Source organism: Kitasatospora sp. NPDC090308 (assembly GCF_044769485.1).
Classification (GTDB): Bacteria; Actinomycetota; Actinomycetes; order Streptomycetales; family Streptomycetaceae; genus Kitasatospora; species Kitasatospora fiedleri.
The window spans coordinates 444,994-458,508 of sequence record NZ_JBIVXY010000003.1 but is presented as its reverse complement, the minus strand read 5'-3'; the positions used below and the strand labels follow the sequence as shown (position 1 = coordinate 458,508).

The 13,515-nt window shown below is 74.5% G+C and carries 7 protein-coding genes; 3 read left to right on the top strand and 4 right to left on the bottom strand.

Annotation, left to right across the window (positions count from 1 at the left end; translation table 11 throughout):
* Window positions 1–16 precede the first annotated feature (16 nt).
* From aspT (ACIQVD_RS09560) to ACIQVD_RS09545, 4 genes are all read right to left on the bottom strand, one after another.
* A complete protein-coding gene (aspT, locus tag ACIQVD_RS09560; protein ID WP_400679017.1) occupies window positions 17–1,714 on the bottom strand; it encodes an aspartate-alanine antiporter in 1,698 nt (565 codons plus the stop codon).
* Between the two features lie 2 nt (window positions 1,715–1,716).
* Window positions 1,717–3,399 (bottom strand): aspartate-alanine antiporter, encoded by a 1,683-nt coding sequence (aspT, locus tag ACIQVD_RS09555; protein ID WP_400679016.1) that lies wholly within the window; start codon window positions 3,397–3,399, stop codon window positions 1,717–1,719.
* Between the two features lie 144 nt (window positions 3,400–3,543).
* Complete coding sequence (locus tag ACIQVD_RS09550) at window positions 3,544–5,706, bottom strand: MMPL family transporter (RefSeq protein ID WP_402287348.1); 2,163 nt, start codon at window positions 5,704–5,706, stop codon at window positions 3,544–3,546.
* Between the two features lie 130 nt (window positions 5,707–5,836).
* Window positions 5,837–9,871: a BTAD domain-containing putative transcriptional regulator gene (locus ACIQVD_RS09545; RefSeq protein WP_402287345.1), complete on the bottom strand. Its 4,035-nt coding sequence runs from the start codon at window positions 9,869–9,871 to the stop codon at window positions 5,837–5,839.
* A gap of 367 nt (window positions 9,872–10,238) precedes the next feature.
* Between ACIQVD_RS09545 and ACIQVD_RS09540 the strand changes: the two genes are divergently transcribed.
* The 3 genes from ACIQVD_RS09540 to ACIQVD_RS09530 all read left to right on the top strand — a co-directional run bounded on the left by ACIQVD_RS09540 (window position 10,239) and on the right by ACIQVD_RS09530 (window position 13,454).
* On the top strand, window positions 10,239–10,445 hold the full coding sequence (locus ACIQVD_RS09540) for a hypothetical protein (RefSeq protein ID WP_402287343.1): 207 nt from the start codon (window positions 10,239–10,241) through the stop codon (window positions 10,443–10,445).
* 244 nt (window positions 10,446–10,689) lie between these two features.
* Window positions 10,690–13,251 carry a class III lanthionine synthetase LanKC gene (gene lanKC, locus ACIQVD_RS09535; protein WP_402287341.1) on the top strand — a complete coding sequence of 854 codons (2,562 nt, stop codon included), beginning with the start codon at window positions 10,690–10,692 and terminating at the stop codon, window positions 13,249–13,251.
* An 83-nt stretch (window positions 13,252–13,334) separates the two neighbouring features.
* Window positions 13,335–13,454: a class III lanthipeptide gene (locus tag ACIQVD_RS09530; protein ID WP_199847198.1), complete on the top strand. Its 120-nt coding sequence runs from the start codon at window positions 13,335–13,337 to the stop codon at window positions 13,452–13,454.
* Window positions 13,455–13,515: the final 61 nt, after the last annotated feature.

Genomic DNA, 13,515 nt, shown 5'->3' with positions numbered 1-13,515 from the left:
CCTTCCGGGGAGGCGGCTAGCCGAGCAGGGCGACGATGACGGCGCCCCAGATGGTCAGCAGGACGTTGCCTGCGGCGTACGGGATGGTGTAGCCGAGCGTGGGGATCTGGCTGCGGGAGGCTTCGTTGATGGCGCCGATCGCGGCGGTGGTGGTCTGCGCGCCGGCCACCACGCCCATCAGGATCGGCGGACGCATCCGGAACACGAAGTGGCCGATCAGCAGGCCGACCACCAGCGGGACGACGGTGGCGACGGCGCCCCACACCAGCAGGCCCCAACCGGCCTGCGAGAGGCCGCTGGTGAAGCTCGGTCCGGCGTTGATGCCGACGATGGCGACGAACGCGCACAGGCCGAGGGTGTCCATGAACCACTGGGCGCCGGGCGGGACGTTGCCGAAGGTCGGGTACTTGCCGCGGATCCAGCCGAACACCAGGCCCATGATCAGCGCGCCGCCGGAGGTGGAGAGGCTGATCGGCACCCCGCCGAGGGTGAGCGCGGGGATGCCGATGCAGCCGCCGAGGAAGATGCCCAGGCCGACCCAGGTCATGTCGGTGGCGAAGCTGGTCGGCACGGGCTTGCCGATCGCCTTCCCGGCCGGCCCGACCAGCCGCTGCGGGCCGGACAGCACCAGGGTGTCGCCGCGTTCGAGCTGGGTGGTGAGCCGGTACGGGAACTCGGCGCCGGAGCGGTAGACCTTGTCGACGAAGACGCCGACCATGAAGGGTTCGCGGCGCAGGTCCGCGATGGTCCGGCCGAGTTGGGCCTTCTCGGAGACGACGACGTGCAGCTGCTCGGTCTGGTAGCCGAGCAGTTCGACGTCGTCGGTCTCCGGGCCGATGCCGGAGACCGGGTCGAACTCGACCAGGTCGTGGCGGATCGCGCTGACGGCGAGCACGTCGCCGCGTTCGATGACGGTCTGCTGGTCGTGGTCGAGGATCTTGCCGTCCCGGCGGACCCGGGTGAGGTAGATCCGGCGCCCGGCGGCCTGCTCGCGCTGCTCGAACTGCTCGATGGTGGAGCCGGCCGGGCCGTTGACGACGGTGTAGGCGCGCAGCACGACCTCGTAGTAGCCCTGGGCGAGGTCGGGGTCGTCGGCGGGGGCGTCGAGTTCGGCGGCCAGTTCGCGGGAGTCGGCGGCGAGGTCGCTGTGCAGGAAGCGCGGGGCGATGTTGGCCAGCAGGATCGCGCACAGGATGGTGCCGAGCGGGTAGGTGACGGCGTACCCGATCGGGACGAGGTTCTGCTGGGCGGTGATCTGGTCCTGGCTGAGGCCGGGCAGTCCGCCGATGGCGTCCTGGGCGACGCCGATCACGGCGGACTGGGTAAGCGCGCCGCCGAGCAGTCCGGCGCCCAGGCCGGGCCCGTAGCCGAGCATCTCGGCGAAGCCCCAGCAGATCGCCAGGCCGCTGAGGCAGACCGCCAGGGTGACCGCGACCTGCGGCAGGCCGTCCTTCTTCAGGCCGCGGAAGAACTGCGGGCCGACCTTGTAGCCGAGGGCGAACAGGAACATGATGAAGAACACCGACTTGACGGTGCCGTTGACCTGCACGTCGGTCAGCCAGCCGGTGAACAGCCCGGCGACCAGGCAGCCGGTGACCGCGCCCAGGCCGATGGCCTTCCAGTGCAGCCGGCCGACGAGGAAGCCGATCGCGATGGTCAGGAAGATCAGCAGTTCCGGGTACGGCTTGAAGACGTGGTCGGTGATCCAGTCCACCGTCACCCTCCGTTCAGGCCGACCAGGCCGACCAACAGCGGGCCGGTCAGCGGGAGTAGGAAGTTGGAGATGGTGTACGTGATGGTGTAGCCGAGCATCGGGACGCTGCTCTGCGCGGCGTTGCCGACGGCGGTGATCGCGGGGGTGGAGCACTGCTGTCCGGCGATCGCGCCGACCAGGATCGGCGGTTCGATCTTGAGGAGGCGGCGGCCGATGAACAGGCCGAGGAAGGCCGGGACGACCACCATCAGGATGCCGGAGACCGGCAGCAGCACCGGGTACTGCTTGAGCAGCGGTCCGGCGTCGGGGCCGGCGGCCATGCCGGTGACGGCGATGAACACGGCCAGGCCGAGGTCCTTGATGGTCTGCGCGGCGGCCGGCGGGTAGGCGCCGAAGGTGGGGCGCAGCGAGCGCAGCCAGCCGAAGACCAGGCCGGAGATCAGGCAGCCGCCGCCGGTGCCGAGGGTCAGGCTGATGTCCCCGAAGCGGACGACGATCTTGCCGAGCAGGACGCCCAGGCAGATGCCGAGCGAGATGTAGATGTAGTCGGCGGTGTCGGAGCGGACGGTGGCGCCGACCTTCTCGGCGAACTTCTCGACCCGGGAGCGGGCGCCGATCACGGTGAGGGTGTCGCCGCGGTGCACCTCGGTGTCGCCGACGGCGGGCAGGTGGTGGTCGACGCGCTGGATGTCGGTGAGGAACACGCCGCCGGTGGCGTCGTGGTCCCGGTCGCGGACGGCGTTGAGGGTGCGCCCGGCGACCTCCTTGTTGGTGACCACGACCTGGCGGACCGCCATCGGGCTGTCCAGGCCGGGGACGCCGCTGGTCTCGGGGCCGAGCTCGTGCCCGGCGTCCAGCACGGCGGCCCGGCGGCCGACCACCAGCACCTGGTCGCCGCGGCGCAGCACCGGGTCGTCGTCGACGCCGAGCTTCTTGCCGCCCCGGTTGACCGCCTCGACGGTGACCAGCTGGCCGGAGCGCTCCTGGATCTGGCTGACCCGGGTGCCCTCGCCCTGCGAGACCAGGTAGGTGCGGCCGACCAGGGCGGGCAGCGCGGGGGCTTCGCCGGGTTCGAGTTCGTTGCCGCCGCCGCGCATCTTCTCCCAGACCTGGCGGGAGGCTTCGGGCAGCTTGATCCGCATCAGCATCGGGAACAGCTGGCTGGTCAGCAGGACGATGCTGATCAGGCCGAACAGGTAGCAGACCGAGTAGGCGGTGGCGACGTGCGCCTGGAGCTGGGTGGTCTGGTCCGCGGTGATGCCGGGGAGCTTGGCGATCGCGTCCTGCCCGGTGCCGACGGCGGCGGACTCGGTGGCGGCGCCGGCCAGGATGCCGGCGGCGGTGCCGACGTCCAGGTCGAACGTCTCGGCGATGCCCAGGGCCATCAGGACGACGACGACCGCCTCCATCACGGACAGCACGCCGAAGCGCAGGCCCTTGGCGTTCAGGTTGGCGAAGAACTGCGGGCCGGCGATGTAGCCGAGCGAGAAGATGAACAGCGCGAACGCCACGTTCTTGACGTCCGCGTTCACCGAGACGTGCTGGGCGCCGACCAGCATCGAGACGATCAGGACTCCGCAGATGCCGCCGAGCTGGATCGGTCCGACGCGCAGTTTTCCGACCAGGTAGCCGAGGCCCAGGCAGAAGAAGAGGGCGAGAACGGCGTTCTCACGCAGGAGACTCATGAGCGTATTAGATGGGATTTGTACCCTGATGTCCGTTTCAACACGCCGTCATGATCACTTGGCTTCGACCGGCCGCCCGCCCGCGCGGCCGTACGGGGGCGCGGGCGGGCGGGGGCGCGGGCGGGCGGGACGGGCTCCCGGGGGTCAGGCGGTGACCGGCTGCCGGGCGGGGGCCGGGGTCTCGCCGGGCTCGATCCGCAGCTCGGGGAGCAGGCGGTCCAGCCAGCGGGGCAGCCACCAGTTGTGGCGGCCGAGCAGGGTCATGGTGGCGGGCACCAGCACCATCCGGACCACGGTGGCGTCCACCAGGACGGCGACGGCCATGCCCACGCCGATCATCTTGACGGTGATGTCGGGGTCGATCGCGAAGCCGGTGAAGACCGCCACCATGATCGCGGCGGCGCTGCTGATCACCCGCCCGGTGGCGGACAGCCCGCGCACCACGCTGCCGCGGGCGTCGCCGGTGGCCAGCCAGTCCTCGCGGACCCGGGAGAGCAGGAACACCTCGTAGTCCATCGACAGGCCGAACAGCACGGTGAACATCAGGATCGGCACCCAGCTGGAGACCGACACCGCGTGCGGCAGCCCGAGCAGCTTCGCGCCCGCGTCGTGCTGGAAGACCGCCGTCATCACCCCGTACGCGGCGGCCACCGACAGCAGGTTCATCGCGGCGGCCTTGAGCGCGATCACCGGCGCCCGGAACAGCACGGTCAGCAGGACCAGCGAGAGCGCGACCACGAACGGGATCACCACCCACAGCCGCTGCGCGAGCCGGTCGGAGATGTCGGAGAACGCGGCGACCTGGCCGGTGACCTCGACCCCGGCCGGCAGTTCCCCGCCGCGCAGCCGCTTCAGCAGCTTCTCGGTGGCCCGGTCCTGCGGGCCGGTCGTCGGCTGGACGCTGACCACGGCCGCGTCCCGGGCCGCGCTGAGCCGGGCCGGCTGGACCGCGGCGACCGCCGGGTCGGACGCCAGCTTCCGTTCCAGGGCGGGCAGTTCGGACTCCGGCAGCTGCTCCAGGTCGACCGCGAGCAGCAGCGGCCCGTTCGCCCCGGGGCCGTACGCCCCGGCGATCAGGTCGTACGCCTTGCGGGTGGTGTTGCCGGCCGCCTGGCTGCCCGCGTCCTGCGGCCAGGTGCGCATGCCGAGCACCGGCGCGGCCAGGCCGAGCAGCACCACCAGCGAGAGGACGACGGCGGTGACCGGGCGGCGGCCGATCAGCCGGGCCCAGCGCTCGGTGCGGGTCGGGCCGGCGCTCTCGGCCTCCGTGCTTCCGGCTTCGGCGGGCGCGGCGGCGGCGCGGCGTTCGGTCCGGCGTTCGGCGCGGCGCAGCATCCGGGGTCCGGCGAGGGCGGCCAGGGCGGGGACCAGGGTGAGCGCGGCGGCCATCACGGCGCCGACGGTGGCGAAGGTCGCGTAGCCGAACGAGGCGTAGGTGGCCAGCCCGGCCAGCTTGAGGCCGAACAGCGAGACCAGCACGGTCGCCCCGGCGACCACCACCGAGGAGCCGGCGGTGGCGTTCGCCTCGGCGGCGGCGGCCCGGCCGTCCAGGCCCCGGCGCAGCCCCTCGACGTGCCGGGAGACCAGCAGCAGCGCGTAGTCGATGCCGACGCCGAGGCCGACCATGGACGCCACGGTGGGCGCGATGTCGCTGATGCCGGTGACGGCCGCCATCAGGGTGATCAGCCCGGTGCCCGCGCCGAGCCCGGCCAGCGCGACCAGCAGCGGCAGGCCCGCCGCGGTCACCGTCCCGAGCGCGACCACCAGGATCACCAGCGCCGCGGCCATGCCGATCGCCTCGGCCGCGCCGTCGGGGGCGGTGAAGTTCTCCGGCAGCTCCCCGCCGAACTCCACCTGGTACCCGGCGTCGGTGGTCGGCCGAGCGGCGGCGCGCAGCGCGTCCAGGCCCTCCGCGCCCTTGAACGCGGTCGTCTTGACGTCGTAACCGACCGTCAGCAGCGCGGTGTCACCGGCCGCCGACGGTATCGGCTCGCTGACCGACAGCGCGTGCGGCAGTCCGGCGAGCCGCTCCCGCAGGCCCACCAGCGCCGCCGCGGGCAGCGCCTTCCCTTCCCGGTCGTGCACCACCACCCGGGCGCTGGTCCCCGAGCTCTCCGGGAAGCGCGCGTTCAGCAGGTCCATGCCCGCCGTGGACCGCGTCCCCGGCACCCGGTAGTCGTCCCGCGGCTCGCCGCCGAACGCCTGCGCCAGGCCGAAGATCGCACCGATCAGCAGCACCCAGGCCGCGACGGTGCGCCAGGGTCGGGCCGCCGCGGCCCCGCCGAGGCGGCCGAGGAGTGTGGACATGGCAGAAGCCTTCCGTTCAGGGGTCGACGCGGTGTCGGACCCCAGTGTGGAAGGCGGCGCTTGGAGCCCGCTTGGCACCGCCGCTCCAAGTCCCGCCCCGGGCGCGGGCGGCTCGGGGCGGCCCCGCGGGTCACTCCCCCGGCTCCCCCGGTGCCGGCAGTTGCTCCAGTGCCGCCCGCGCCTCGGCCTCCCAGCCCGGCGCCTCCCAGCGGTGGGCGACCTCGGCGGCCCGGCGGAAGTGCTCGGCGGCCTCGGCGGTGCGGCCCAGGTGGCGGGCGAGTTCCCCGAGTGTGAGGGCGACCGGGCGGACCGCGATCGAGGTGGACGCCGCGCCGGCCACCAGGTGGCCCAACGGGCGCATCTCGTCCAGGAGTTCGGCGGCCTCGGCGCGTTCGTCCAGGGCGATGACCAGGTCGGCGCGCAGTTGCAGGAACAGCGAGCGGAAGTAGTCGGCCTGGACTCCCCGGCGCTCGCCCCGGGCCCGCCGGGCCGCCTCCGGGCCGTGCCCGGCCGCGAGCAGGGCGAGCGCGGTGACGTCGGCGACCAGCGGGCCGTACTGCGCGCGGTGCTCCTCGATCAGCGGGAGCATCTCGGCCAGCCGGCCCTGCCGGTGGGCGATCACCACCCGGATCAGCGCGGCCAGGCCGCCGGCGTGCAGCGAGTCGCGGGCGCGCAGACCGGCCAGGGCCTGCTCGTAGCGGGCGACCGCCTCGTCGACGCGGCCGGCGGCGAGTTCCAGCATGCCGCGCTGGAACAGCACCACGTCGGCGAGTTCGGGCAACCCGTAGCGGTGCGCGATCTCCTCGCCGGCCGCCAGGTGGCGGCGCAGCGCGGGGAGGTCGCCGTGCACGGCGGCGGCGGTGGCGGCCAGGTGCTCGGCGTGCCAGCGGTAGGCGGGCAGGTCGTGCTCGGTGGCCAGCTCGGCGAGTTCGGCGGCCAGCCTGGCCCGGTCGATGGGCGCCAACTCGTGGTCGCAGGAGCGGGCCTGGGCGGCGATCGCCAGGCAGAGCAGCAGCGGGTCTCCCTCGGCGCGGGCGATCGCGACGGCCTCGCTCCCGGCGGTGAACGCCTCCGGCGAGCCGGTGCAGTCGAGTTCCTGGGTGAGCGCGTCGAGCAGGCGGCAGCGGGTGGCGGGCGGCAGGTCGGTGCGGCGCAGCAGCCGGGTCAGCTGGTCGACGGCCTCCTGGTCGAAGGTGCCGTACGGGTGGGTGACCCACGGGGTGGGCTCGGTCCAGGCGGTCCAGGCGGCGATCAGCAGTTCCTCCCGGCCGCTCTCCCGGGCGAGCCGGAGCGCGCGCGCCTTGGTCCCGGTGGCGGCGGTGACCTGCCCGGCCCGGACCTGGGCGCGCAGCAGCGCGCCGAGCAGCTCGATCCGGCGGGCGGCGCGGTCCTCGCCGGGCTGTTCGGCGGCGCGGTCCAGGTTGTCGACGGCCTGCCGGAGCAGGCTGACGGCGCTGGGATGGGCGTAGCGCCGCTCGGCGGCCTCGGCGGCCCGGACGCAGTGGTCGACCGCGAGGGCGGCCGTGGCGGTGGTCGCGGCCTGGGTGAAGTGGTGGGCCAGTGCGGTGAGTTCGCCGGGCCGCAGGTCGTGCAGGGCGTGTCCGATCCGGCCGTGCAGGCGGGCCCGGCGCAGGCCGCCGAGATCGGCGTACAGGGTGTCGCGCACCAGCACGTGGGCGAACCGGACGGTGCCGGGCCGGGGTTCGAGCAGCAGGCCGCCCGCGACGGCCGCCTCGACGGCCTCGGTCGCGGTGTCCTCGTCCTGCTCACCGGCCCGCAGCAGCAGGTCGACGTCGCTCTCCCGACCGGCCACGGCGGCCAGCCGCAGCAGGTCGACGGCGGGGGCGGGCAGCCGCTCGAACCGGCGGCGCAGCACGTCCCGGACACCCTGCGGGACCTGCCGCAGCGCGGTCGACTCCCCCTCCAGGGCGAGGAGTTGGGCACTCTCGGCGAGGTAGAACGGGTTGCCGCCGGTGCGCTCGGCCAGCGCCCGGACGGTCTCGGGACGGACCGGAGCGGCACACACCGCCTCGATCAGCCGCCCGGCGTCGGACTCGGCGAGCCCGCCGAGCGGCACCCGGACCGGAGAACGACGGGCCAACCGGGCCAGCACCTCGGCGAGTTCACCCTCGCCCGGACGCAGGGCGGCCACCAGCAGCAGACCGCCCCCGGCCCCGAAGGACGCCTGGTCGGCGGCCAACTCGCCCAGCAGCTCCCGGGTCTCCGGGTCGGCCGCGTGCAGGTCGTCGAGCAGCACGGCGAGCGGCGCCGTCCGGGCGGCGGCGTGCAGCCGGGCGACGACCGCGCGGTGCAGCCGGAAACGCCCCGACAGCGGGTCCTGACGGCCCGTCAACTCCGGCCCGGCCAGCAGCGGGGCGAGCAGCGGATCGGCGGCGGTGTCCGGTTCGTGCCAGGCGAGTTCACGCAACACCTCGGTCCACGCCCAGGCCGCCGGGGCCCCCGCGCTCTCCGGGCAGCGCCCGGTCAGCACCCGCCAGCCGTCCGCCGCCAGCCGCTCCCGCAACCGCCCCAGCACCGTGGACTTCCCGACCCCGGCCTCCCCGCTCACCAACGCGAACCCCACCCCGCCCCGCGCCCGCCCGGCCGCCCCCAGCAACGCCGCCAACTCGCCCCGCCGCCCGACGAACACCTGCGGCCGACCGCTGGCGGGCCGATCGGGCCCGGCACCCAGGAACGCGGGGAGGGAGACGGACGCGGGACCGGACGCGGGCACGGGGAGGGAGGTGGAGGTGGAGAGGGACGCGGAGGCGGAGGAGGAGGCGGGCACGGGGAGGGGACCGGGACCGGAGGCGGACGCGGGACCGGAGGCAGAGGCGGAAGCCCGCGTCGGCCCGAGGACGGAACCGGCCACCGCACCCGCGCCACCTCCGCCGAACAGGCCAGCTCCGCCGGGCAGGCCGACCTCGCCATCGCCGCCGACCCCGACGACCCCGCCGGACAGACCGATCCCGCCGACCCCTCCGGGCAAGCCGGACAGGCCGGGGAGGCCGGGCAAGCCGGACAGGCCGGGGAGGCCAACTCCGTCGGCCCCACCGGCTCTGGCAGGCAAGCCAACCTCGCTTACCCCACCGACCCCAACGCCCGCGCCAGGCAGGCCATCGCTGCCGACCCCAACGACCCCGCCGGACAGACCGACCTCACCGACCCCGCCGGGCAAGCCGGACAGGCCGGACAGGCCAACTCCGTCGGCCCCACCGGCTCTGGCAGGCAAGCCAACCTCGCTTACCCCACCGACCCCAACGCCCGCGCCAGGCAGGCCGACTCCGCCGATCAAGCCACTCCCACCGGCTCCGCCCGGCAGGCCGCCCCCGCTCGGCAGGCCGGTGGTCTGCGTCGTCGTCTCGGCCGCGAAAGGGCCCTGACCGGGGGCGAGTTGGTCGGTGCGCTGGTGCAGGATCGCGGATTCGAGGGTGGTGAGCAGTGGTCCCGGGTCGAGGCCGAGCTCGGTGGCGAAGTAGGTGCGGGCGCGGCGGATCGCGGCGAGGGCGTCGGCCTGGCGGCCGCTGTGCCAGAGGGCGAGGGCGAGCAGGCGCCAGGTCTGTTCGCGCAGCGGGTGGTCCTCGACGAGGGTGGCGGCCTCCTGCGCGGCGGGGCGGGCCCGACCGGCGGCGAGGTCGGCCTCGATCGCGGATTCGCGGGCGGTGGTGCGCAGTTCCTCGAGTCGGGCGATCTCGGGGGCGGCCCAGGCCCGGTCGGCGAACTCGTGGTAGGCCGGTCCCTGCCACAGCCCGAGCGCCGCCCGGAACCGCTCGGCCCCGGCGGCCCCGCCCACCGTCCCCGCCCCCGCTCCTGCCGCTGCCCCCGTCGCCGCGTCGAGCAGGTCCTCGAAGTCCTGGGCGTCGGTGCGGACGCCGCGCAGCGCGTAGCCGCCGGCCTCGCTGACCAGCAGGCGGGCCGCCTGCCGGGGGCCGCGTTCGGGTTCCAGCAGGCGGCGCAGGTTGGAGACGTACGCCTGGAGGGAGGTCGCGGCCTTGGCGGGCGGGCGGCCGTCCCAGAGGCCGTCGATCAGCCGGTCGGCGGGGACGGCCGTCCCGCGGGCGACCAGCAGTCGGGCGAGCACGCCGCGCTGGCGCGGGCCCCCCAACCGGGTGGCGGCCCCCGCCACTTGCGCCGTCAGCGTCCCGAGCACAGTGATCCGCACCATCGTGGGGTCGAGCCTATGCGATGCCGTCGCGCCACCCCCGCCCACCTGCGCTCCAAGCCGGTTCCAAGCGGGTTCCCGCCGGTCGCCGGGGCGGCCCCGTCCGGGTACCGGTGGGGCGCGGGAGGGCCGCCGCGCACCAGTGGGACAGGAGTGACGGGTGGGACGAGTGGACGACTTGTGCCAGGGCAACATCCGTCCATCCCACCGGCCTTCCGCGCTCCCGCCGGGCACGCCAAAGTAGAGGTGTCGGCAGGGGAGAAAGAGCGAAGAAAGCGAATGCCGACAGCACCGGACCGCACTCCGCAAAAGCCGGAGAATGCCGGAGAATGCCGCAGCAGAATCGATTTCCCGAGGGAGAGAAAATTCCGTGAACGCCACCCGTACGGCCCGAACCGCGCTCGCCGGACTGCTCGTCGCCGGGCTCTCGACACTGGTCGGTCTGACCGGCCCGGCGCTCTCCTCCCCGCACGGCACCGCCACCCGGGCCGACGGCCCGGGGGTGTCCGCCACCTCCGTCCCGTCGCCCACCGCCACGCCGTCCGCACACCCCGACGACGTGACCTGGGGTCAGTGACCCACCGATCTCGCCAAGGAGTCCGCCATGCACGCCACCTCGAACTTCCTCGCCGACTCGCCGGAGTCCGCGGAGCGCACCGACCGCGTCCTCGGTGACACCCGCCGCAACCTGAACCAGGGCTGGATCGTCGCCTGAACCGGCGCCCGAACCGCCGGGAAAACTCCGGAGCGGAAATTCCGGAACGGAAATCCGCACCACCAAGGGAAACCGAGATCCACGACCACGGAAAGGGGTGGACGACGTGAAACGCAATCACCACATGTTCGCCGGGGATGATCCGCACTTCTACGACCACCCCGTGGACCGCGCCGAGAGGCGCCGGTTCGCCGCCGCCGACCGTCCCGCCCCGGCGGGCTGGCGGAGCCACGAGGACGGGTCCTGGTTCTTCCTCACCCCCGAGCAGGCCGAACTGCCGGACCAGGGCTGGAAGATCCACGTCTCCGCGGTGCCGGCCGAGGCCGCCGAGGTGATCGACCTGGTCTCGGCGTACTGTCTGGAGACCGGGCTGCCGCACAAGTTCCTGGTCAACCCCCGAATACACCACCTGAACAACAGCAAGTACGCCCGCCGGGGCAGCAGCGGCAAGCTGATGACGCTGTACCCGGCCGACGACACCCGGCTGCGCACCGTGCTGGACGCGCTCGGCCCGCTGCTGGCCGGCCGCCGCGCCCCGTACGTGCTCGGTGACCTGCGCTGGCAGGACGGGCCGCTCTACCTGCGGTACGGCGGCTTCCTGGAGCGCTGGTGCACGCTGGACGGCGGCGAGCGGGTGCTGGCCATCGCGGCACCGGACGGCACCCTCGTCCCGGACCGCCGCGACCCGTACTTCGCGCTGCCGCCGTGGCTGGAGCCGCCGGAGTGCGTCGCCGAGCAGCTGCGGGCCGACGAGGCCGCCGCGGCCGGACAGCCGGGGCTGCCGTACGAGATCGAGCGGGCGCTGCACTTCTCCAACGGCGGCGGCGTCTACCTGGCCCGGGAACGGGACGGCGACGGCGCGCCGGTGGTGCTGCGCGAGGCCCGGCCGCTGGCGGGGCTGGACGGCTCCGGGGCCGACGCCGTGGCCCGGCTGCGCACCGAGGCGCGGGCCCTGCGGGCCCTGGCGGGGCTGGAGTTCGTGCCCCGGCTGATCGACGAGTTCACCGTCTGGGAGCACCACTACCTGGCGGAGGAGTACGTCGAGGGCGAGACGCTGCGCCAGTTCCTGGCGCGCTCCAACCCGCTGACCCGGCCCGAGCCCTCCCCCGGGGACCTCGCCCGCTACACCGCGCAGGCCCTTGACGTCCTCGACCAGTTGCAGCGGGCGGTCGACGCGATGCACGCCCGCGGGTACGCCTTCGGCGACCTGCACCCGGCGAACGTGCTGCTGCGCCCGGACGGCCGGATCTGTCTGGTCGACTTCGAGGTCGCGCACCGCCCCGGCCTGGACCCCGAACCGTCCGTGGCCTGTCCGGGCTTCGTCGCCCCGCACGCCATGGCCGGCTTCGAACGGGACAGATACGCGCTGGACTGCATCCGGCTCGCCCTGTTCCTGCCGTACACCATGCTGCTCGACCTGCGCCCCGCGAAGGTCGACCAACTCGCGGACGCCATGGCCGAGTTCTTCCCCGTGCCGACCGCCCACACCGCACGCGTCCGGCGCGGCCTGCGCCGCCCGGGCATCCCCGACCGCCCCGCGGACCGCTCCGGCGACGAGCTCTTCGACCGTCCGGACGCCACGGGACTGCCCGAGGCGCTCGCCCGGGCGATCCTCGCCTCCGCCACCCCGCAGCGCGCCGACCGCCTCTTCCCGGGCGACCCGGCCGGTCTCAACGACGGCGGCTACACCCTGGCCCACGGCGCGGCCGGCGTCCTGCACGCCCTGCACGCCACCGGGCAGCCGGTCGACGAGGAGCACACCGACTGGCTGTGGCGGGCCGCCCGCCGCTCCCGCGACCTGCGCCCCGGCCTGTACGACGGCCTGCACGGCGCGGCCCTGGTCCTGCACGAACTCGGCCGCGAACAGGAGGCGTTGGACGTCCTCCAGCGCGCCGGGCGCAGCCCCGACCCTTCCCCGCCCGGCGACCTGTCGCTGCGCAGCGGCCTGGCCGGCATCGGACTGGCCCTGCACCGGCTGCACCGCGCCACCGGCGACGGCGGCCTGCGCGACGCCCTGGACCGCACCGCCGAACGGCTGGCCGCCGCCCTCGACCCGGCGGCCCCGACCCCGGCCGGAGCGGGCCTGCTGACCGGACAGAGCGGGATCGCCGCGTTCTTCCTGCACCTGCACCAGGACAGCGGCGACCCGGCCCACCTCGACCTGGCCGCCCGGGCGCTGCGCGCCGACCTGGCGCAGTGCCGCACCAGCGAGGAGGGCGCGGTCAACCTGCTGGACGGCACCCGGCTGCTGCCCTACCTGGGCAACGGCAGCGCGGGAGTCGGCCTGGCCCTGGGCCACTACCTGCGGCACCGGCCCGACGAGGAGGAGTTCGCCCTCGCCCTGGACGGCGTCCTGCTGGCCGCCCGCGCCCGGCTGGTGATCTTCGGCGGCCTGTTCCACGGCCGGGCCGGACTGCTGGCCCTGCTCGCCGCCCACCCCGACCGGCCCGGCGCCGCCGAGCGGATCGCCCGCCAGCGCCGCCTGCTGGCCTGGCACGCCGTCCCGTACCGGGGCGGCACCGCGATCGCCGGCGACCAGCTGCACCGCCTGTCGATGGACCTGGCCACCGGCACCGCCGGCGTCCTGCTGGCCGTCCACACCGCCGGCGGCGCACCGCTGGACCTGCCCGGCGCCACCCTGCCGGCCCTCGCGGTCGGCCGCCCCTGAGCCCGTGCCGACACCGGGCCCCACCTGCCCTCCCGGGCGACCGTCCGGGAGTCGACGCACCACCGAGAACAGAGGAGTTCACCATGTCCGAGGTCCTGAAGCTGCAGAACCTGTCCGTCGCCGACACCGACGAGGGCGAGCTCAACGAGTGGAGCACCGTCTCCAACTACTGCGGCAGCAAGATCGAAGAGGACGCGCTCTAAGCCTCCCCGTTCGATCCGGCTCCACCCCACTGCGCCACAACCACCCACAACCACCCACAAC

Bases quoted from the DNA above. Each gene is read 5' to 3' on its own strand.
- aspT (WP_400679016.1), bottom strand. From the start codon at position 3,399: ATGAGTCTCCTGCGTGAGAACGCCGTTCTCGCCCTCTTCTTCTGCCTG.
- ACIQVD_RS09550 (WP_402287348.1), bottom strand. From the start codon at position 5,706: ATGTCCACACTCCTCGGCCGCCTCGGCGGGGCCGCGGCGGCCCGACCC.
- ACIQVD_RS09545 (WP_402287345.1), bottom strand. From the start codon at position 9,871: ATGGTGCGGATCACTGTGCTCGGGACGCTGACGGCGCAAGTGGCGGGG.
- ACIQVD_RS09530 (WP_199847198.1), top strand. From the start codon at position 13,335: ATGTCCGAGGTCCTGAAGCTGCAGAACCTGTCCGTCGCCGACACCGAC.